Origin of the sequence: Nostoc sp. JL23 (assembly GCF_017115065.1) — a bacterium.
GTDB lineage: Bacteria > Cyanobacteriota > Cyanobacteriia > Cyanobacteriales > Nostocaceae > Nostoc > Nostoc punctiforme_A.
Genome location: NZ_JABXKN010000038.1, coordinates 1 through 23,174 on the forward strand (window position 1 = coordinate 1; position 23,174 = coordinate 23,174).

Consider the following 23,174-nt stretch of genomic DNA (forward strand, 5'->3'; position numbering starts at 1 on the left):
GAGTGGGGAAGAATCATGGAAGCAGGGGAGCAGGGAGCAGAGGAGAAGTTGCAGTAAGTTTTTCCCCCCTGCCCCCGCCCCTCTGCCTCTTTTCAATGCCCAATGCCCAATGCCCAATGCGCTATTCCCAAATTACTACCTTTCCCAAAACTTGAAATTGAAACTACTTCCAGGAGCGCGACGGTAACGACGACCGGCTTTTCTGATTTGCCGTTTGTTGATCCTTTCATTCGTTGGTTCAACTTCCGTCTCTTCTGATTCTTCAACTTGCAACTGACTTCTAGTTTCTTCCTTACTTCCCCACCAAGCAGTAATCCAGCCTCCAGCTAAAGCCCCTAATCCACCTAGTAAGATACTTGTGGGTGCGGGATAGCCCAAATATACAAAGCCCAGCATGAAAAATAACCAGTATTTCAATCCTGTATCGACACCATCAGATGAGGCGACAGATGAAGCCTGGGGGCTATTATCAGTTACATTGGTGATCCAGCTTAAGATGAAACCGCCCATGATTCCTAAGAAGATACTCAGGGCTGGTGCGGAGCCAGTCATTATTAATATAAATGTTAAAAATGCCCCAAATAATAGTTGAGACAAGAAGCTGGGAGAAATACTGAAAAGGTCGTTCTTTTTGTCTGCCATAAAATAAAAAACTTATTTAACTAATTACTAATTACTAATTCGTAATTGTTAATTTTCAACTCAATTACGAATTACGAATTACGTTAGCGCAGCGGTAGCGAGTCCGCGAGCGTCATTACGAATTATTTTAATTGTGCCTGTTGTGGCTGAGTTGTATCCCAAATCTTTACATAAGGTTGTTCCTCTTCAGTAAAAGGTTCAGCATGTTTGATTTGTGAGGCTAATAAATCGGCGGTGGCATCAGCAATATCACCAGTGCGATTGTTCAAACGCTCTTTTAGAACTTCCAACGGTGCTGTGCATTGGATAATCTGAAGGGGAAGTTGATGTTTTGTAGCTTGGGCGATCGCTTCTTGCCGTAACTGTTGTTTATCATACTTGGCATCCAAAATCACCGAAGAACCTTGTTTAGCCAGGATAATTCCCAATTCCAACAGCCGTGTGTAAGTTTTCTCGGTCATCTCAGGAGTATACAAATCATCGCCACCCCGTTCCCACAAAGGAATTCCCCCTAAATGCTTCCGCACTGCATCTGAACGCAGGTGAATCGCTCCGTGTTGACGGGCTAAAGACCTGGCTGTGGTACTTTTACCAGAACCCGACAACCCCGACATCAAAATTAGTTGTCCCAAGTTTGGTTTAGTGTATTCCCAAGCCTGTTTGTAATAATCAGCGGCGGTTTTTGTCGCTTCTTCCTTTACCGTCGCAGGTACACTCGGATCGTCTAGCAAAAATGATGTCACCTTCGCCCGAACATAAGCCTGACGACTTAAATATAAGGGCAACACCTGTAAGCCTTCCCAGTCTCCAGTTTGCTCTATATAGGCATTCAAAAATGCATTACCTAAGTCTTTACGCTGACGAGCTTCCAAATCCATCACCGTAAACGCCACATCGTACATCACATCGACAAAGCGAAACGGCTCATTAAATTCAATGCAATCGAACAATAAGATTTTATCGTGCCACAGGGCAATATTTCTTAGGTGTAAATCCCCGTGACATTCACGAATATAGTCGTTGTGAATTCTGCTAGCAAATAATTCTGGACGTTCAGCAAAAAAGTTATCTGTATATTGCTTGGTTTCTGTAAATTGCGCCTGAGTCTGAGGGCCACCAATATACTTCTCAGTTTGCTGATAATTCTCATCAAAAGCAGCCCGAACATTTGGCACTTCGCCAAAAGTGCGAATGTAATCATTCGTCTGTGCTTTGGCATGGTATTGAGCCACAACCCGTCCTAACTCATCTAGACGCGTCTCATTTAACTTACCTGCTTCAAAAAGTGTGCTTAATAGCGACTCTTGAGGAAATTGGCGCATCTTCAACACATATTCTACAGCCTCGGCCGTTTCCCCTAACTGGTATTGCTCTCCCACCAGAGTTATGGGCAAAACTTCTAAATACAATTCACCAGCACCCCGCTGATTTAACCGTAACTCTTCCTGACAAAAATGCTGCCGCTTATCTAAGGTAGAAAAGTCCAAAAAGCCAAAATTCACAGGTTTTTTCAGCTTATAAGCGTAATCCCCAGTTAACAGCACATAAGAAACGTGGGTTTGAATTAGTTGAATAGGTTCTGTTACCGGATGGGGATAAAATCCCGGCTGCAACATTTGCTGAATTAAAGCTGGAAGAGTGGCTTCTGTCATCTCTGTCCTCTGCGCTCTCTGCGCCTCTGCGGTTCAAATACAAAAAAACCAGGAGTTCCCCCCTGGATATCATCAAAAATTATTACACAGTTTACCTAGCCTAAGGAGCTGCTTCAGTTTCAGTTTCTATCCCAGCATCTTCAGCGCTAATTTGTGGTGGCAAAACGCTCACAACAAGTCGTTCTGATTCAGCTAGAGGTGTTACACCTTCAGGAAAGGCTATATCACTAATACTCAAGCTGTCTCCAATTTGCAGATTAGAAACATCGATTTCGATCACATCTGGGATGTTTTCTGGCGCACAACTCACTTGTAATTCCGAGATTACGGTGTCTAACACGCCACCCTCTTGTTTAACACCAACAGCAGTTCCGACAAAACGCAGCCGTACTTCTACAGTGGTGTCACCGTGGCCAGCAACCGCGAAAAAGCTGAGGTGATAAGGCGTACCTTTGGCTGGATGGATCTGAAGTTCCCGCAGCAAGGTTTTACCGCGCCAAGGTGCATCAGCAATATTCAACTCAATCAAGGTGTTGTTGACGGAAGCTCTTTTGAGCAAACGCTCAACAGTTTTGGCTTCAATGGTCAAAGAAATGGATTCTGTACCCTTATGACCATACAAATTGGCAGGTATCAATCCAGCGCGGCGCAAAGCTCTTGGCTTGCTGCCTTCTGGACGTTTTTGAGATTCGACTGTAATAGCCATAAAAGTTGTCCTTTGTCAGTTGTCAGTTGTCCTTTGTCCTCTGTCATTAATCATTTGCTAATGACTAATGACAAATGACAAATGACTAAATTTACGCACTAAGTAGGGTAGCAGGTGTCCCGTCAGGGTGCAATAAAGCGCGTTTGGGCCCGTGAATTGGGTCTTCTACGATTATGGTTTGATCGCGGCTGGCTCCTAGTGAGACGATCGCGATCGGGACTTCCATCAATTCGGCTAAGAATTTGAGATAATCCAATGCTCGTTGTGGCAAGTCTTCTAGGGTGCGGCAGTGAGTTGTTGACACTTGCCACCCTGGCAAGGTTTTGTAGATGGGGCGACATCTAGCAAATAGACGAGAACTTGTGGGGAAGTGTTCGCTACGTTGACCATCTATGTCATAAGCAACACAAACTTGGATTGACTCTAATTCATCAAGAACATCCAGTTTGGTGAGCGCCATACAATCCATACCGTTAATCCGCACGGCATAGCGACCGATGACGGCATCAAACCAGCCACAGCGCCGTTTGCGTCCGGTGGTTGTGCCAAATTCGGCACCGCGATCGCACAATAATTCTCCCAACTCGCCATCTAATTCGGTGGGAAATGGCCCCTCTCCGACACGGGTTGTATAGGCTTTTGACACCCCAATTACCCGGTCAATCATTGTCGGCCCTACCCCAGTACCAACACAAGCTCCACCCGCGACAGGGTTAGAGGAGGTAACATAAGGATAAGTTCCGTGATCTAAGTCTAGGAGCGTACCTTGTGCGCCTTCAAACAAAATATTACGCCGTCGTTGAATCGCATCGGATATTTTCAACGATGTATCAACAACGTGAGGCCGCAAGCGTTCTGCATACCCCAAATACTGCTCAATCACCTCTTGTGGATCTAGAGGCGGCAAGTTGTAAAGCTTTTCTAAAATGACGTTTTTATAATTAATCGTCCACTCCAGCTGCTCGCGCAGCCCATCAGGGTCCATCAAGTCTAAAACCCGAATACCTGTACGTTCAGATTTGTCAGCATAAGTCGGCCCAATGCCCCGACCTGTTGTGCCGATCTTATGGCTTCCCCGTCGTTCTTCAGATGCCTGGTCAATCAATCGATGATAAGGCATTGTTACGTGGGCTGTCTCAGATATCAGCAGGTGGTCAGTGGAAATATTTAACTCTTTTAGTTGGTCGAGTTCTGCGATCAAAATCTGTGGATCGATGACTGTTCCACAGCCGATAATGCAATCGGTATTTGGATACAAAATCCCAGAGGGAATCAAGTGTAGTTTAAAGGTCTGACCTTTAACTACAATCGTGTGTCCAGCATTGACACCCCCTTGGTAACGCACCACAACATCTGCGGAACGGCTGAGTAAGTCAGTTATTTTACCTTTTCCTTCATCGCCCCATTGGGCACCTATGACAATGACGTTAGCCAAGAGCTTATATTAAGAAGTAAAGTTTCCACAAACTATTATTATTAACACATTGCTTGAATCATGTCAAGCTAATTATCGATCAAAAAACACGTCGCGTCGAAATATACACAAGGACAACCAAAAGAAGTATTGGAGTCTCCCACTAGTACAGCACGGCGTAAATAAAGCAACTATTTCAAATCGTTCAAAAGCCTGTCTTCTAAGCTTTTTAACTTTTGAACGCCAGTTGCAACAAGAGTGGCTCGCCGCCCAACGCACTGGCTCCTTTTGACTTCCGCCTTGCGGTACTAGCTTGTCTGGAGAAAATATATTACCTGGTTTTGTTTTGGATTTACGGATAGTGTGGGGTTAATTAAAATTCCTAATCAGAGACGTTGCATTGCAACTTCTCTGCAAATATTATGGATAGGCAAATTACCCGATCCGAATTGTATAGGCGATACTACGGCTCAAAATGAATTTATATTAAAATTTAGCGGATTTCTTTGTGAGTATCATGTATAAATCATCATCCTTAAAAATCCAGATATTTACAACTATAACAGATTGTATTTTGCTACCCGTGTTATCAAAATCCTTAAAATATTCTCAGTATTTGTTTTTAATCCTTAATCTTAACTGATGGAGGGCATCTGCGGCAGAAGGGGCGATCGCATGAGCAAAAAATGGTATCGAGTCCAAAAGCTGAAAGCAATATTCGTCCTAGCATTAGCAGTTGTATTTACTAATGCTGTAGTTTCGTATAGCAACACTGTGAAGCTGATTCACAACCAGCAATGGCTAACATACTCCTATAAAGTTATTACCCAAATTGAAAGTATCCAATCTACACTCAAAGATACTGAAACTGCACAACGTAGTTACTTAATTACAGCAGATGTAGATGATTTACAAACTTATCTTGCAGCCGATCAACAAACAAATAGCAATATTCAGATTTTCAAGAATTTAACTGTTAATAACCGTCAAAAGCAGCAGTGGATTGCTTTACTAGAGCCGAAAATTACCAAGAGACTCAATATTCTCCAACAAGAAATTTACCTCAGAAGAAACCAGGGATTAGAAGCAGTTCGGCAGCAAATCTTATCTGATAATGACAAGCAAGTTGGCAAAGAGATTCAACAACTGATTAACGACTCTTTGAAAGCGGAGAAAAATTTATTACAGCAGGAAATGCAGCAGTCACAAGCAAATTCCCAAAAGGCAATGGTGACATTTTTTATCGCTGCGATTGTGGATTTGGTGCTGGTGGCGCTGCTGTATGATTTGTTGTGGCGTTATATCAGGCAACTTCAGCAGACAGAATTGGCCCTACGCCAAAGCGAAAATCGTTTACGAGCCATGATAGATGCAGAACCAGAATGCATCCAGTTAATTACCAGGGATGGCACCCTTTTAGAAATTAATGCAGAAGGGGTGGCAATGATGGAAGTGGAAAGTGCTGATATCTTGATTGGTAAACCAGTTGATACTGTGGTTGCGCCAGAGTACAAAGCAGCCTTTGCCGACTTGCATGAAAGTGTCTGCCAAGGTAACAAGGGTACTTTGGAGTTTGAAATCGTGGGATTTAAAGGCACTCGCCGCTACATAGAAACTCATGCCGTACCACTACGTAACGAATCTGATGGCACGTTCATCCATTTAGCAGTGACGCGAGATATAACCCAGCAAAAACAGGCAGAACAGAAAATTCGTGAACAAGCGGCGCTATTGGATGTGTCAACTGATGCAATTCTGGTGCGAAATATCCACAACCAAATCCTATTTTGGAATAAAGGTGCCCAGAGTTTATACGGCTGGAAGGCTGAGGAAGCTGTGGGTAAGAATGTTTTACAACTTTTATATAAAGAGATTTCACCACAGCTAGAAGATGCTTACTTAAGGGTGATGAATACAGGTGAGTGGCGGGGTGAGTTGCATCAACTGACAAGGGAAGGCAAAGTAATTATTGTTGAAAGTCGGTGGACACTGATCCGAGATGATAATGAACAACCCAAATCCATTTTGAGTGTGAACACTGAGATTACTCAGCAGAAACAACTAGAAGCTCAACTTCTGCGATCGCAACGTTTGGAGAGTATCGGCACTCTAGCTGGCGGTATTGCTCACGACCTCAACAACATACTATCGCCAATTTTAATGTCAGTTCAACTGTTGCAGAAGAAATTGCCCGATTCCCAGAGTCAGCAAATACTGCAAACTTTAGAAAATAATGTCAAACGCGGCGCTAATTTGCTTAAACAAGTGTTATCTTTTGCACGGGGTATTGAAAGCAAACGGACAATTGTACAAATTCAGCCTTTGATGGCAGAGATTGAGCAAATTATCGCTCAAACATTCCCCAAATCCATTAGTTGCCAGATAGATATCCCTAAAAATCTCTGGTACGTTCGTGGAGACATAACTCAACTACATCAGGTATTGATAAACTTGGTAATCAACGCCCGCGACGCTATGCCCAATGGCGGTATTCTCAGGATTGCGGCGGAAAATCTGGTGATTGGCGAACATTCTGCCCAGATAAATATTGATGCGAAAGTGGGTTCTTATATTGCGATCGTGGTGACGGATACTGGTATGGGGATGTCGTCAGAAGTCCAGCAACGGATTTTTGAACCATTTTTCACCACCAAAGAGGTAGGCAAAGGTACAGGTTTAGGACTTTCTACGGCGTTGGGTATCATTAAAAATCACGGTGGTTTTGCCAATGTTTACAGTCAAATGGGCAGAGGTACTCAATTTACAGTCTACTTGCCTGCCTCAACATCTAGAGACACACATTCGCTGCCTCAACAATTGGAATCAGTTATAAAAGATAGCTAAATATACCTACAACCTTTATGATGACGATAGCAACAAGCAAAAATCGTACCTGTTAAGTCAATGAAATGGATCTTAACAACTGCTCTGATTTTGAGCAGCACTACCCAATATTCACCACAAGTAATAGATCAAACTAAACAACCAGTTACTAATAAACAGCCTGCACAACCAGTTAAAACACCTGTTGTACCTCAACAACCTACTTCTCGACCAGTTTTTATTTTGCCAAAAGCACCTGCTCCATTAAGTCCTGTATCTGGGCGTAGAGCAGGAATGGGTAGTCGAGATAATTGCCCTGCGGTTTCAACCCCGCTCACTGCTTTAGTACCATTTCAAGAGGAACAAAAGGTTGGTAAACAGACAAACAATTCAATTGTCGGGACTGTACAGGGACTAACCACTTTAGAACGGCCTACGTTTTGGTTTTACATCCCCTACACTAAGGATTTGTCTAACTCAAGTGCTGAATTTAGCTTACAGGATAGCGCCGAAAATGATGTTTATAGAAATGCGATCGCTCTACCTTCAGAGCCAAGTATCATTGGTATTTCTCTCCCTAGTACTGCTTCATTAGAAGTAGATAAGACATATCGCTGGTATTTCAAAGTACGTTGTAACCAAGAGACAGCAAGCATTCCTGTATATGTAGAAGGGGACATTAAAAGAATCAATTTGGATGAGCGTGTTATGCAACAATTAGAAGCCGCAAATGAGCCTCGACAAAAAATTATAATTTATGCTGAAAAAGGAATTTGGTTTGACGCTTTAAATATGCTAGCCCAAATACGCATTTCTAATTCTAATGATGCATATATTGAAAAAGATTGGCAAAGCTTATTACAATCAATCAATTTAGATAATATTGCTACGATGTCCTTAAGAAAATTACCAACCCGTTAATAATTTCATATCCAGTAAAGTATCTATAAACCTAGATTTTTACAACCAATTACCAACTATAACGTAGGGTGCCCAGTACATCGGACGGTTATATTCAGGAGCTTCAAGTAATTTTAATTGAGCAAAGCGTAAAGCTTCTGCCGTAGTTTTACCAGTCACTAACTGGTGATAAAATTCCTCAATAAATAAAGCTGTAGAGTTATCGCCAATTTGCCATAGGGAGGCTAAAGTACTCCGCGCACCAGCACGCAGGGCAACTCCTGCTAATCCCAATGCAGCTCGGTCATCTCCTGCTGCTGTTTCGCAAGCACTCAAAACAAGTAATTCAACTGGTTCTGTTAATTTTTGCTCTCTACTTTTGAGCAAACTATCTAATTCACTCACATTGATACGTCCATCAGCTGCTAAGATAAAAGTGTCTTTTGCTTTAGAGCTAAATTGCCCGTGAGTTGCCAAGTGAACAACTTTAAAAGGTTGAGCGTTGATAGTTTTTCCTAAAGTCGTACTGGTAAAATTTTTATCCAATAATGTAGTTGTCGATACGCCTGATTCCTGAATTAATTTCAGTTCAACTTTAACGTTGGGAAGTGGTGCAAACTTTTCATTTTTGGGTGGTTGCGATAGTCCTCCAGCAAGGGCATTTAATTTTTTCTGTCCTAGAGGTTTGGGAGTAAATAGTTGCAGTCCGGGGCTAATAACTACAGAGTATTTTTGGACTAAATACTCTCTGCCATCATATAATGCAGACATCGGGATATTTCGCAGCAACCCATCTGGAATAAAGACTAGAGTATTAACTTTACTATTTTTAAGGTCTGTTTCAACTGGTTTAATTAACCAGTTATAAAGTTGTTGAGAAACTGCTTTAAATTTCTGATTAGCATCGGGTTCGACTATTGTTTCTCGTATTTTTGTAATGACTTGCTCTACTTGCTGACGGTTGACTCTAGAAGTCTTATGCATCAATGGTTTATTGGGAAGTTTGATAATAATTTCTAAATAGTTATCTAGGATAATCGGGTAGAAAATAGCAGTATTCGGGTTGTCGCGGTCTACTACTTTGTCCAAAACCACAAATTGGTTGCTCAAGCAAGCTTCTCGGAAAAAATTGTCGAGTTCTGCAACTTGCAAGGCTTCCATTCGCTGACGTGCTTTATCTAAATCTGGTTTTCCTTGTCCTTTCTCTTGTAAAAGCAACTCTACAGATTGCCGATAAAGAGGTTCTATGCGATCGCGAAAATTGAACTGTACCTCTCGATTAACTCCAACTAAATCGCTGCGAAGAGACTGAAGAGTTGTTACAGCAGCATCATAAGCAGATATGGCGGCTGGGATATTTCCCTGTGCTTTGAGTAAGCGTCCTAACTGCCACTCAAAGCGATAAGCTATATCTGAGGCATCAATTTTCTGAGCCATAAACAACGCTTGCTGCGTCAAATCTTGTGCTTCTTGCAATTGTTGGTTCTGCTCGTAAACTTCTCCCAAGCTCCCTAGTGCATAAGATTGGGCACGTTCATCGCCGATGATTTTGGCTTGTTGAACGCTAGTTGCCAGAATCTCTGCAATATCTTTTTTGTTACCAATTGTGGCCAAAGTCTGAGCAAAATTGATCCGTGCATAAATACCAGCTTGATTGGTAGGCAGATTAGGGAATTGAGATTGGATTGTGGGTATTAATGACTTTGCTTCAGTGATACGTTCGTTTTCGACCAGCAAACTCAGCTGATTAATCAGAGCTTGAACCTTGGCCAGAGGGTTTGGTGCAATTTTGGCAGCATTTTCATAATGAGCGATCGCACCTTTAATATTACTTAATGACCTAGCAGTATTACCGAGGCTAAATTCTGTCAAACTAATTTCTAGAGGCAGTTGCAGACGTTGAGCGATTTCTAAGCTTTGTTGTAAGTTTTTCTGGGATAACTCAAGTTCGCCTAATTGTTGTAAGACATTGCCAAGCGATCGCAAAGCTGTTACTTTTACAGGTGAGTCAGGTTGGGAACTTAATTGTTGGGATACTTCATTCAATATATCTAAGCTACGACGGTAAAAACCAGCAACTCGTAGAGCTTGTGCTTGGTTAACACGGCTGCGCGTTATACCAGCATTTTCACCTAATTTCTTCCAGATTTGCTCTGCTTGTTGTGATGTTTTCACAGATGCATCAGTTTGTCCGTCTGCTAGTTGCAATTCGCCCTGAATATTTAGAGTTTGTGCAAGAATTTCTAACAATTCAGATTTAGGATTGTTGACATTTAACTTTTGATTTATCTCATCCCAGCCAAGCAAATTTAAGCTATTGTCAATAGTTGCATAAGCTTCTTTCCACGAGCCGAGTTGTTGGTATACAAGAGAGAGGTTAGTCAGCGCTGCGGCTTGTGCGAGGTTATTGCTTTCTCGTTGATAGGTACGGACAGCTTGTTGTAGAACATTTACCGCTTCGGTAAAGCGTCCAGCTTGGTAAAGTGTTTCTCCTTGCTCAAGAAGTTGCTGTGGTGTTGTGGCTGGGGGTTTATTGGTTTGGATGTGAAACCCGTTTGGTGAATTTGTCTGGATTTGTTTAGCGAATGTGCTAGGGATAATAGTCAGGAAAACAGCAAGGGTAAATAGGACTACGGGAGTTATCGCAAATCTAATTACTCGCTTTGGCATCTGAAATTTTGCCATATTTCACACCTCCCTGAGATACAGGACAGGAAGCAGGTGTTTGCCAAGGGCTGTGGGGGTTGAGTTGAGGAAGTGCTACTAATTCTATGTTTCCCTTGCGATCGATTACCCAGCCAGAAGCTTCCACAATTGGAATTGTAGCAGCAATGGGAGTAGTTGAAACTGCTGTTGGTTGTGGTACAGGCGTTGTGTTTGCCTTTTCTGCGTTTGGTTTTAATCTCACCCACGCAGACACAGTACTTGAATCTTGTAATGGTTCAGTGGGACTCATGGGTAGTCCACCGCGTCCTGTTGCGACAAATGTGTTTTGGAATTGCCGAGTTCCAGGTGTGCAGGCGGTGGAAATTTGCCTGGAAGCATCAACTAGATTAATTGGGAGTTCGACTAAGCCGCGAGTGGGATCAATATCAGGTGTAGTGATTTCTATATTGCCATTTATTCCCAATTCAGAACTTGCAGTGATGTCACTTTGCAGGGTTTGTTGTTCTTGGCGCCGTATGCCAAGGACGTTTCGCGCTTTAATGTTGATATTACCCCCTCGGCCCTCGAAGGCATTGGCTGTGATGTCGCTGTTTTCTCTGGGGACAGCGATTAGGAAACCATTAGGGGCGTTGATAGTGATGTTACCGCCATCGCCACTAGCACTTGCAGTGCCGACAGTAGTGGAGATTTGACTACTATTGCCACGGCGCAGCAGCAGTAATTTCCCAACATTCAGTGTAATATTGCCACCATTACCTGCTGATGCAGATTCAGCCGTAATTCTTCCTTGGTTGTCCAAAAGGATAAAGCCTGCTGTGGCTTGAATGTTGCCTGCATTTGCTAACCCAGTACTATTAACAATTAGACCACTGGCAGCGCCTTCTTTGATGTCGTTAGCAACAAGTTGATTGTTGTTGGGAAATTTAGCAATGCGATCGCTATAATTTATATCTGTCCCAGAGATCGTTAACCGATCTGTGGCATTGACAAAGATATTGCCTGCTTGTCCCTTACCAGAAGTTGTGGACACCAATTGTCCACCATTAATTGCTTCAAAAGTTTTAGTGGCATTCACCGTGATACTGCCACCTTGTCCATCCCCTTTGGTGCGGGCGCTTAAAGCCGCTCCATCTGCAATTCGGAATGTCTGAGTATCAATAATAATGTCGCCTGCCTTGCCAGCTGTGTTGGTACTAGTGAGTAACCCACTGGGTAAGCCACTGGTGGGAACGCTGCCTGAGATATCAACAACGTCAGCATTAACCTCAATATTTCCAGCGTTTCCCTGTCCTTGAGTGCTGGCTTTAATTATACCGCTGTTTCTTAGTACTAAAGAACCTGCTTTGATTATAAGGGTTCCACCTGAACCTATGCCCTCTGGTTGCACACCTAAAGTAATTCGGGCTAATTCCCCTTTTTTCTTGTAAGTCTCGTCTGTAGTAAATAAGATGGTATCTTTGATATCTAAATTGATATTTCCCCCATTTCCTTGTGCGGTTGGTTCTACATCTGCATTGATTGCCGCATTATTCTTTATGGAGAGATGTTCAGCTTGAATATAAATGTTACCACCTTTGCCTACAGATCCATTTCCCGCAACGCTACTTAATCCAGTGAAGTATTGATCTACGTCCTGATCCTCCAAGGAAACTGTATTGCGGGCAATAATGTTAATACTACCTGCATCTCCTGTTCCATTTGTACTGGAAGTCACTAGACTGTTTCCTTGGATAGAAAGCGATCCAGTGGTAATGTTGATGTCACCACCCTTACCTATGGCTGTGCTTCTTACGTCACTCACAACCGCAGATCTATTCAAGGAAACTGTATTGCGGGCAATAATATTAATGCTACCTGCATCTCCTTTTCCATTTGTACTGGAAGTCACTAGACTGTTTCCTTGGATAGAAAGCGATCCAGTGGTAATGTTGATGTCACCACCCTTACCTATGGCTGTGCTTCCTACGTTACTCATAACCGAAGTTGTATTCTTCAAGGAAACTGTATCGCTGGCAGTAATATTGACTGTACCCCCATTCCCTTGTCCAAAGGTGCTGGTTGATAGTCTAGCATCAGTTAAAAAGAGTGAGTCAGCAGTTATATTAATGTCTCCGCTATTGCCAGTACCCCTAACTTCTGAGTTCATACTGCCCGTGGTAATGTTGCCATTAGTAGTGAATGCGATCGCACCTCCATTTCCCCTACTGCCAGAATTGGTAGAGTAAGACTCAGATACTAAATCACGGGTACGGATTGTACCATTGGTTGTTTTAAGGCTAATTTTCCCTCCATTTCCCGCACTACCAGAAGAATTGGAACGGGAACCAGAAGAAAAATTCCTAGTGATAATGTCATTGGCAGCCAAGAGGGCGATCTCACCTCCATTTCTTGTACTGCCAGATTCAGAGTATGAGTAGGAGAATAAACCAGCAGTGGTAATGCTGCCATTAGTAGCTTCAAGGCTGATGTTGCCTCCATTTGCTGTATTGCCAGAATCAGAACGTGAGTAAGAGAACAATATATTAGTAGTAATGTTGCCGTTGGTAGCTTTTAAGCTAATGTCACCTGCATTATTCGCGCCATTACGTGTAACCAAGTTTTGTCCATTGGTTTTTATTGCCTCAGCACTATTAATTGCGATCGCGCCCCCATTAGTTGTAATTTCTTTAGTACTCACATCCCCGGATGCTGTCGTTAAGCTAACTAACCCACCAGCCCCATTAAATGGCTGTAAGCGCACATTTCCATCTATCGTGATTCCCTCTGGCACAGTTCCACTACTAAACGCAGGTACTGAACCAGAATTGATACTCCCATAAGCTAGAGTATTCTGCCTAGAACGCATAATTAACGCCGAACTCTCGCTTAAAGTTGCAGTATCTTGTCCAACAGGTAAGATACTAGTATCCGGTCTAGTAATATCTATATCACCCTGAAAGCGAATATTACCCTTGCTTTCAACTAACAACGATGCCCCTGTATAGTTAGCTGCAACATCCACGTCGCCATTGCTACTAATAATCGGGTCATAAAGGCTCACAAAGTTTGCCAGTCCCCCCGATACACTCTTGAGCAAAAAATTTCCACCACTGGCAAAACGAGCATCGCCAGAAATAATTCCATCACTGATTAAGCTGAAATCGCTTCCACTTACAAATGATGTCCGCGTTGGATGATTAAGGGCTAAAATGTCAATTCCTTGATTTCCCCCAATTGTGAGATTACCACCTGCTTGAGCTAAAAACGGAGTCTTCACACTGTCTCGCACTTTCACAGTATCTTGTGCTTGCAGTGTTAAATCTCTGCCTGCTTTTAGCTGTCCCTGCAAATCAAGTTTGTCAGCTACTAATGTTAAGTCTTGCAGAGGTGCTAAATTTCCGGTGTTGGTAACAGTCGCCCCTGGCTGACTTGCTCCATATTGCAATCCAGGTGTAATATTTACCGTCAGTAACGGCGGTGATTGGGGATTAGTAGCACTGAAAGTACTGCCATTAGTAAACTTGAGACTGCTTGCTGTAGTTGCGGAAAATGAGCCACCAATATCTAATCGGGCATTTTGTCCAAAAATAATCCCATTGGGATTAAGTAGGAATAAGTTTGCTTTACCGTTAGCACGAATTAAGCCATCTATATTAGAAATTGACTTACCTGTTACTCGTGTCAGGATGTTCTGAATATCCAGTGAATTATTGAACAAAGCAGTACTGCCATTAAGAACAGAGAACTCCCCAAAGCTGTGGAACAGATTACCCCCTCTTATGGTTCCACCCTCAATAATCCTGGTATTGCCCTCTAATTTCACATTGGAATTATTTGGCAGAGTGCCGTCTGGGGTGATTTGGGCAACTGAGATATTTGCATATAAGGTAACTGCACTGACAATGGCAATTCCTAGACCTTGTAACCAGTTTGGCGCAGTTTTAAAAGACATTGCACTCTCCTATAGAAAAGGAAATTTAGGTTGGAAGCCTCAATCTTGATTAGAAGTCTCAGGAGAATCAACTTATGCATAACAGAGGATATTAGCAAATTGGCACTGCTGAATCAAGTGAATAAACCAGAGTAAACGCACCTCGCATCTAAATATAAAAATCCTTTTATAGCAGGGGTTTAAGCGTTTGATAATTGAAGCAATTTTTTCATAAATATACTTCCACAAGGGTTTCACAAATTATGTGCGTTTACCCTGGTGAATAAAATCTTGTTACTGCTACCAATTAAAAATCAGAAGGCAAAGCTAAAAAACTTCTGATTCTCAACAGTGAATAGAATCCTGTCACTGCTACCAATTAAGAATCAGAAGGCAAAGCTAAAAAACTTCTGGCTCTCAACAGTGAATAGAATCCTGTCACTGCTACCAATTAAGAATCAGAAGGCAAAGCCAAACCAGCAATCGCCTTCAGTTCAAGTTCAAACTTGAAAATTCGGAGATGTCTAATGTCTAACATCAACAACTACGGAGTAGATATGAACAAGATAACTTTAACAGAATTGAGCTTCAGCGCAGTGAAGGAACTTAACGATGAAGTTGCTGCTACTTGTAGTGGAGGTAATGCACAGTTATTCCGGGGTGCTAACTTTCAGGGAGGGGGTATAACGTTTTCTCGCAGTGATGCCAACCTAGCTAATAACAATTTCAACGACGCAACCTCATCTATTGTTATTACAGGGAATCAAAGATGGAGGTTTTATAAAAATCCAAACTTTAGAGGTCCATCTATAACTTTGGGGCCAGGACGATACCGTAGAGTTGCTAATTCAGTAAATGATTCAATTAGCTCTCTCAAACGCATATCATAGATTTGACTTCTGTGTATCCGTTTTAGTAACTTTGCTTAGATAGAAAAATAGCCTCAGAGTATTCATCCATTTTTGAGGCTATTTTTCTATTTCATGCCTCTGTTAAAACTTCCCTCATACCCTCTCTAATTTGCAACAGAGATGCCGCAAGTAGAGTAGGATTTTTTAGTATCCACCATCCGAACTTTATATTACTTAATCGTCTATATCACGTCAAAGGCATTGTTGTGTAAGTGTCAGGAGAATCAATTTATGTACAACAGAGATATTAGCAAATTGGCACTGCTGAATCAAGTGAATAAACTAGAGAAAAAGCACCTCGCATCTAAGTATAAGAATCCTTTCATAGCAGGAGCTTGAGCGTTTGATAATTGAGGTAATTTTTTCATCAATATCTTTATGTAATAAGGGTTTAACAAATTACGTGCGTTTGCCTTGGTGAATAAACTTATCTCACTGCTACCAATTAAGAATTAGAAGGTAAAGCGAAAAAACCTCTGATTCCCAGCCGTGAATAAACTTATTTCACTACTACCAATTAACAATCAGAAGGAAGAAAACAAGCTTACCTTCAGTTCAAACCCCAATCTAAAACTCAGGGGAAGAACAATGTCTAACATCAACAACTACGGAGTAGATATGAACAACAAGCAAATCAAAGACCTCTACAGCATCGAAGCTGTGCAAGACCTTTCCCATGAAGCCGCTGCAACTATTAGTGGTGGTGCTTTAGACTTTTCCGACAAGAAGGATGGTGAAGGAAGGCGGCTAAATAATATCGCAAACGCACGACGCAGTTTAGGGAGCTTTAACAATAAAGCAACTTGGTACGAGGTGACGGGTACAAGAGATTGGATTGCCTACACTGGTGAGAATTTCACAGGTAAATCAAGGCGTCTGAAAGCAGGTACAAAAGGTAACTTCACTGGTCCTTTTAACAACGACATCGCGTCTGTCAAACCTGCATAATCAGCTCTAGTCTATTTCATACCGTGTACTCGAATCCTTCAAAACCTCAAAGAGAAAAGAATGCTCTCACATAAGCTTTTAGCTGAGTAACATTCTTCTCTTCCAGTTCGTAGGGGCGAGGTGGTTTTCGCTCCTACTTTTTCATTCATATCAAGATAGCACAAATAAAGGTAAACGGTGTTAACAGTTATTAGGTAGGAAATGGACTCGTCCACCCCTTGTTAACTGCGGCTGTTACTGTTAACTGCCGCTGGTACTGATCTTTTAAACAATGAAATACCACAGCATATTGCAACACAGTGAAGAAGATTGTGGTGCAGCAAGCCTAGCCACGATCGCCAAATACTACGGACGCACCTTTGCCCTCAATCGCGTGCGAGAAGCAGTAGGCACGGGAACGCGAGGAACTACACTATTAGGTTTAAGGCGGGGAGCAGAAACACTGGGATTCAATGCCCGTCAAGTTCAAGCTACCCCAGAACTGCTTGAGAAATTAAATGAAGTCCCCTTACCAGCGATCGTTCACTGGAAAGGCTACCACTGGGTAGTATTGTACGGGAAAAAGGGGAAAAAATATGTCGTCTCTGACCCTGCCTTCGGCATCTTGTACCTCACCTCCCAGGAGTTAATCGCGGGTTGGAGTGATGGTGTGATGCTGCTGCTGATGCCAGACGATAGCCGCTTCTATGAGCAACTAGAAGATAAAATTGGCGGCTTTGGGCGCTTTATTGCCCGCGTTATGCCCTATCGCAATCTTTTGGTTCAGGCGATCGCCATCAACTTCGCGATCGGGCTGTTGTCCCTGGCTTCCCCTTTAATGATGCAACTCCTCACCGATGACGTGCTAGTGCGGGGAGATACCCAACTGCTAACAACGGTGGCAATTGGCGTCATTGCCATGAACCTAATTCAAAGTGCCATTGGTTTGGTACAGTCTCACCTGATTGGTCATTTTGCTCAACGGTTGCAATACGGACTAATTCTAGAATACGGCCGAAAACTGTTGCGCTTACCCCTATCATATTTTGAAGCACGTCGCAGTGGGGAAGTCGTTAGCCGGATTGCAGATGTTCATACCATCAATAATCTAGTTTCCCAAATTGTCCTTGGTTTACCCAGTGAATTTTTTGTGGCTCTGGTTTCCTTGGGTTTCATGCTCTTCTATAGTTGGCAACTGACTTTAGCTTCCCTCGCCGCCTTTGCGATCGTCACTTTTGTTAACCTGCTTTTTCTTCCCGCCTTGCGCCAAAAAACCCGCAGCCTGATCGTTAAAGGTACAGAAAATCAAGGCTTTTTAGTCGAAACCTTTCGCGGTGTTCAAGTCCTCAAAACCACCCAAGCTACAGAGCAAGCTTGGCAAGAATATCAGACAAATTTTGGTCGCCTTGCTAACTTAGACTGGACTACGATGAAGTTGGAGCTTTACAGCGGCACAGTCACTAGTATTCTTTCCAAAATGACGAGTATTAGCATACTCTGGTTAGGTTCTAGCTTGGTGATTAATCAGACATTATCCATCGGTCAACTGCTGGCGTACAGTGGTATGAGTGGTAGCTTTCTTGGCTTTTTAGAGTCAGCAGTCGGGCTAATTGATGAATTTATCACTGCTCAAATTGTCGTTCAACGCTTGACAGAAGTGATAGATTCTACCCCAGAAGATGAAAATGACTTTAAAAAACCTTGGGCAGAAATTCCTGGCAATGCAGATATTAGTTGTTCTCAAGTTAACTTTCACCATGCTGGTAGAACTGACCTGTTAGAAAACTTTTCTTTAACTATTCCTGGTGGTAAAGTAATAGCCTTAATCGGTCAATCGGGCTGTGGTAAAAGCTCTCTTGGCAAATTAATTACTGGTTTATATCAAGTCAAATCTGGTAACATTCGTTATGGCATATACAACCAGCAAGATTTATCTTTAGAATGTTTGCAGCAGCAAGTCGTATTAGTTCCTCAAGAACCTCATTTTTGGAGTCGTTCGATTGTGGAAAATTTTTGCTTCAGTTATCCCAACATTAATTTTGAAGAGATAGTCCTTGCTTGCCAAATTGCTGGTGCAGATGAATTTATTAGCAAATTACCCGATAAATATCAAACTGTTTTAGGCGAATTTGGTGCAAATATTTCTGGCGGACAAAGGCAGAGATTAGCTATAGCTAGAGCAATTGTGATTGACCCATCTGTATTAATTCTAGATGAATCTACAGGCGCTCTTGACCCAGTAAGTGAAACCCAAGTTTTGGATAGATTACTTAATCACCGTCAAGGTAAAACTACAATTATGATTAGCCATCGTCCTCAAGTTATCAAACGGGCTGATTGGATTGTATTGCTTGAAGATGGGCGCTTAAAAATTCAAGGGACTCCAGAAGAATTACGTCATATCCCAGGAGAGCATTTAAGCTTTCTTGATGAAATTTATTCTTCTAATAATGGTAATGGATTGAAATCTTCTTTAATTTTGCGAAATTAGTTAATGTTTATTAGACATTTTACAGATATTTATAATTTATGATTAGTAAGTCTCAAACAAATTTTTTACCCTTAGTTCAAGACAATGAGTTTCTCCCACCAATTAGTCGTTGGACTACATTTGGCGGACTATTTATCGTGTTTGCCTTGGCGTTAGCCGTTCCTGTGGCTGCGGTTGCTAAATATAAAGTTACGGTGATTGGGCAAGCGGTTGTCCGTCCTGCGGGTGAATTGCCAATTGTGCAGGCGGCGACTGAAGGACAAGTAATGCAGATTTACGTTAAAGAAAATCAAAAACTGCAAAAAGGAGATAAAATTGCCACTATTGATGATTCTCGACTGCAAACCAAAAAAAACCAGTTGCAAACCAATATTCAACAAGCTAGGTTACAACTAATTCAAACTGTTCCGCAAATAAATGCAATAGATAGTCAAATTCGAGCTGAAAGCGATCGCACTAATCGAACTATCGCCTCTGCTAAAGCGGAATTGCAGGGACGCGATCGCGATCATCAAGACAAAAAAATTACCAGTATCACTGAACTTCAAGAAGCATCAGCCAACGTCAAAATGGCCCAAGAAGAATTATATGCAGGGCAAGCACAGTTACAATCAGCACTAGCTAATCTCCACGCGACTGAGGCGGCTTTAGGAGCCGCGACATCAAAGCAGAACCGATATGAAAGTGCCGCCAAACAGGGAGCATTATCCCGCGACCAACTAGAAGAAGTACAGTTGGCTGTGAAACAGCAACAACAAGCTGTACAAGCACAAAAAGCCACTTATAAGGCCCAAGAAAAAACAAATGAACGGCTAAAACAAGCTGTTAATGGGGCTATTGCTAAACGCGATCGCGCTCAAGCAGTTCTCAATCCCAGCAATGCAGAGGTAGCAATGGCGACTGAACGCATTGATCAAGAAAAAGCCTCTGGGGAAGTGAATAAAGCATCGTTAGAAAGAGAACTTCAAGTGCTTCTCAAGCAGAAAATTGAAACGGAAAAACAATTAGAGCGCGATACTAGCGAATTCAAGCAAGCTGAAATTGACCTGAAGCAAACTACTATTACTGCTACAGCAGACGGGATTATTTCCAAGCTAAATTTGAGAAACCCCGGTCAAACGCTCCGGGCTGGGGAGGAAGTTGTCCAAATAGTTCCCAGTCATGCACCTTTAGTTATCAAAGCAGCTGTCGGTTCTCAGGAAAAAGGTAAGATAAAAGTCGGTCAAAAGGTGCAAATGCGAGTTAGTGCTTGTCCTTATCCTGATTACGGTACTCTCAATGGCTTTGTCAAAGTGATTTCCCCGGATGCTGTTAGGTCGCAAAAAAACGATGCTGATGCTGATACGAACTCTATTCCAAAAGCAACTGCTGTAGGTGCTTTTTACGAAGTCACAATTGAACCAGAGAACCTTGCTTTAGGTCGCAGTACAAAAAAATGTCAAATTCAATTGGGTATGGATGGCAGAGCTGATATTATTACCCGTGAAGAAACTGTACTACAATTTGTGCTTCGCAAGGCGAGGTTAATGACAGATTTTTGAGATCGTCAATCGCCAAATTGACGTTATTTTTCAGTTATAAAGGAAAATTTTATTCAACTAAGGGTTGTGAAATCGTGAAAAATTCCTGACGGCGTTGAATCAACACTACAACAACACCGCTTGCAACCACGGCAAAGGCAGAAGGAATAAATGGCAACCATAGCCCTTGTTTTAAAAGAGCGATCGCACAAACTCCATATAATATAACAACTGTCACAAAGATAGCGCATCTCTTATCTAAGAGCGATCGCACCCACCAAATAATCAGACTCCCAGCTACAGACCAACCCCATATCCAAAGAATATCGCCCCAGTAAGGCAAAACCCAAAGAATTGGACGTTTGTCTAAAACTGCACTCAAAACTTGGCTAACCATTTGTGCTTGTATAAATACCCCTGATATTTCTTGGTAATCTTGTTGTGCAGTACTGTAGGGAGTTGACCAAGTATCGCTGACTGTATTAGCTGTCACTCCAACGATAACTACCTTATCTTTAAATGATTTACGATCGAATTTATTACTCAATACATCATCAAGGGAAACTCTCTGATAATCTGTATTACGGTAATTGACAAGTATTTGATTTCCGCCTAAATCAACTCCTTGTTGATAGGCACCACTGCGACTAGGTTTTAAGCGTTTAAATACTTTAGAGCCAAACTGTACATAATCTTCATTGAATTTAGGTTTAATATTTTCATAAGATAAGTAACGAGTAGCTAATTGCAACGAGAGCGAATAAGGCGTTGTACAAGTCGAAGAAGGCTCTTGTGCCATCATCAAAATTTGCCGACGGACGATACCATCTGGGTCTTTAATTGCATCAGTAAAACCCTGACGTTCTACAGGTACGTCTTTCGGAGGTTTAACACCTTGGGGATCGTATTTACTATCGCGGCTTTTGCAGACAACAACAACGTTCTCTTTATTAAGTTCAGTCGGAAGTTGTATTAGATTTGATTTGTTTGGGGGGTCAGCGAAGTCTCTATAAATATCCAGTCCAACAACTCGCGGTTGATACTTTTGTAATTTGTTGAGCAATTTAGCTAACGTACTATCCGAAATAGATTTTAGTCCTTTGGTCATGTCTTGTCGTGATTGAATATCTTTTTCAGTAATTTCTACAATTATCAACCTTGGATCTGGATCTTCCTTGAGTCCCAGCCGTAGCATTCGATCGAAAGTTTGCAGTTCGATTTTCTCAAAGACTCCCAAGTATCTCAAACCTACCGTTGAAACAGCCACCAGAAAAGTACTAAGTAGTACATTCCAAAATTTAGATTTTGATGTCGCAATTTTACCTTTTTTCGAAACTTTACCCACAAATTTAGTATTATCAAAATTGCCACGCAGTTCTTGCCACGTAGTAGGAACAGTTATAGGATTTTGACAGATAACTGGCAACCAACTGGCACAAGGAAATTCATTTTCCAGTCCTTGAAGTCTTTCTCGCGCTTCTCGCACAGCCAAGTAAAATGGTTTGCTATCTGCAAAGGCAGTAAGGAAGTTTTTTAAAAATTCCTGTGCGATTAAATCTGGCACTCCTTCCCGCATTACAATCATTTGGGGAATGTTTAAATCAGCTAAATTTCGTCCTAAACCAATTCCGTCACAAGAATTGAAAATTGCCAGTTTCAAACCGTGTCTAATTGCTGCCTTAAGTCCATTTTTTAACTGCAAAATTGTTAAGCTTTCTGTTTGATTGATACAAATTTCCCCAATTTCTCCGTCAGCAAGACTAGTGCTATGTCCAGCAAAAAATAGAATATCCCAATCCTGATTCCATAAATACTCATCAAGTGTTTGCCGTGTTGGTTCTATAAGAAAGGTAGTTTTGGCATCTGTTAAACCTTGTAACAAAGAGGCGTCTTTTTTAATATCAATACCAACCCTATTGCCTAGAATTGCTAAAATTTTGACTTTACCTGTTGGAGATTTTTGTAATAGCTGAGGAGATTCATACTCATGATTGCTCAAAGCTAATTCCGCTTTCGGGTAATCTTCAAAAAAATTCCATAGATGCCAAGGCAAGCGATGCACTAGAACTATATTTGTTTCAATAATTACTCTAATTTCATCATGACGACTAAGTAGAGTTCGCAACTGCCGTTCAATATTCTGAAATGACTCAAATTTCAACCAAGCATTGATATTTGCTTGTAGCTGTTGACACACTTCATCGAAGTCATTAATAGAAATATTGGTTATGTCTTGTGAATGTACTTTTATCCGTTGATTGTTACGATCCAGGCGTTGATGAACTGCTGCGTAGAGTAACTGCCATCTGCGGTAGAGTTCGCTTAGTTCTGGGGCTGGTGGTAGACTCCCTGTTAATTTCACGGGTACAAATTGGTTATCACACCAAAGTTGAGCTGTGACAACAGGAAATCCTTGATTTAAATCTCCTCCCAAGAAGCTGAAGACAACTAGCTTACTCATAAGTTAGGTAGACTTTGCCATTCGTGATTAACTAATGACTAATCAACAGGAAGCATTCTACTTATGCAAAAATACCAAATAAAAGTGCAGTTCTTTCTCATCTGGGTATAGAACAGTAAGAATCGAAACTTAGTACTAAGTCAAGAAGCT

General features: G+C 41.9%; 13 protein-coding genes. 6 read left to right on the forward strand and 7 right to left on the reverse strand.

Annotated features, from left to right (window positions below):
• Positions 1 to 135: 135 nt before the first annotated feature.
• The 4 genes from HWQ42_RS07945 to HWQ42_RS07960 form a co-directional block, all read right to left on the reverse strand.
• Entirely contained in the window at positions 136 to 642 is a 507-nt protein-coding gene (locus tag HWQ42_RS07945; RefSeq protein ID WP_292810805.1) for a hypothetical protein, read from the reverse strand.
• A gap of 122 nt (positions 643 to 764) precedes the next feature.
• A complete protein-coding gene (locus tag HWQ42_RS07950) occupies positions 765 to 2,294 on the reverse strand; it encodes an AAA family ATPase (protein WP_292810807.1) in 1,530 nt (509 codons plus the stop codon).
• A 100-nt stretch (positions 2,295 to 2,394) separates the two neighbouring features.
• A complete protein-coding gene (locus HWQ42_RS07955) occupies positions 2,395 to 3,000 on the reverse strand; it encodes a 50S ribosomal protein L25/general stress protein Ctc (protein ID WP_292737108.1) in 606 nt (201 codons plus the stop codon).
• A gap of 91 nt (positions 3,001 to 3,091) precedes the next feature.
• Positions 3,092 to 4,435, reverse strand: a complete 1,344-nt coding sequence (locus HWQ42_RS07960; protein WP_292810809.1) for an adenylosuccinate synthase — start codon at positions 4,433 to 4,435, stop codon at positions 3,092 to 3,094.
• Between the two features lie 654 nt (positions 4,436 to 5,089).
• Between HWQ42_RS07960 and HWQ42_RS07965 the strand changes: the two genes are divergently transcribed.
• Together HWQ42_RS07965 and HWQ42_RS07970 are read left to right on the forward strand one after the other, a co-directional pair.
• Positions 5,090 to 7,258, forward strand: coding sequence for a PAS domain S-box protein (locus HWQ42_RS07965; RefSeq protein WP_292810811.1), 2,169 nt, complete (start codon positions 5,090 to 5,092; stop codon positions 7,256 to 7,258).
• 60 nt (positions 7,259 to 7,318) lie between these two features.
• Positions 7,319 to 8,158 carry a DUF928 domain-containing protein gene (locus HWQ42_RS07970; RefSeq protein WP_292810814.1) on the forward strand — a complete coding sequence of 280 codons (840 nt, stop codon included), beginning with the start codon at positions 7,319 to 7,321 and terminating at the stop codon, positions 8,156 to 8,158.
• A gap of 39 nt (positions 8,159 to 8,197) precedes the next feature.
• Here the strand turns inward: HWQ42_RS07970 and HWQ42_RS07975 are convergent, their stop codons facing one another.
• Together HWQ42_RS07975 and HWQ42_RS07980 are read right to left on the reverse strand one after the other, a co-directional pair.
• Positions 8,198 to 10,822, reverse strand: a complete 2,625-nt coding sequence (locus HWQ42_RS07975; protein ID WP_292810816.1) for a CHAT domain-containing protein — start codon at positions 10,820 to 10,822, stop codon at positions 8,198 to 8,200.
• A complete protein-coding gene (locus tag HWQ42_RS07980; RefSeq protein ID WP_292810818.1) occupies positions 10,788 to 14,735 on the reverse strand; it encodes a filamentous hemagglutinin N-terminal domain-containing protein in 3,948 nt (1,315 codons plus the stop codon). Before HWQ42_RS07980 ends, HWQ42_RS07975 begins: the two co-directional genes overlap by 35 nt.
• 506 nt (positions 14,736 to 15,241) lie before the next feature.
• Between HWQ42_RS07980 and HWQ42_RS07985 the strand changes: the two genes are divergently transcribed.
• The 4 genes from HWQ42_RS07985 (at position 15,242) to HWQ42_RS08000 (ending at position 20,584) form a co-directional block, all read left to right on the forward strand.
• A complete protein-coding gene (locus HWQ42_RS07985; protein WP_292810820.1) occupies positions 15,242 to 15,604 on the forward strand; it encodes a beta/gamma crystallin-related protein in 363 nt (120 codons plus the stop codon).
• Positions 15,605 to 16,213: 609 nt separating this feature from the next.
• The gene (locus HWQ42_RS07990) at positions 16,214 to 16,573 is read left to right on the forward strand and encodes a hypothetical protein (protein WP_292810822.1); all 360 of its coding nucleotides are present in this window, start codon (positions 16,214 to 16,216) and stop codon (positions 16,571 to 16,573) included.
• A gap of 271 nt (positions 16,574 to 16,844) precedes the next feature.
• Positions 16,845 to 19,043 (forward strand): peptidase domain-containing ABC transporter, encoded by a 2,199-nt coding sequence (locus HWQ42_RS07995; protein ID WP_292810824.1) that lies wholly within the window; start codon positions 16,845 to 16,847, stop codon positions 19,041 to 19,043.
• Positions 19,044 to 19,081: 38 nt separating this feature from the next.
• Positions 19,082 to 20,584 carry an HlyD family efflux transporter periplasmic adaptor subunit gene (locus HWQ42_RS08000; protein WP_292810826.1) on the forward strand — a complete coding sequence of 501 codons (1,503 nt, stop codon included), beginning with the start codon at positions 19,082 to 19,084 and terminating at the stop codon, positions 20,582 to 20,584.
• 49 nt (positions 20,585 to 20,633) lie between these two features.
• Here HWQ42_RS08000 and HWQ42_RS08005 read toward each other — a convergent pair whose 3' ends face one another.
• Complete coding sequence (locus tag HWQ42_RS08005; protein WP_292810828.1) at positions 20,634 to 23,024, reverse strand: CHASE2 domain-containing protein; 2,391 nt, start codon at positions 23,022 to 23,024, stop codon at positions 20,634 to 20,636.
• Positions 23,025 to 23,174: the final 150 nt, after the last annotated feature.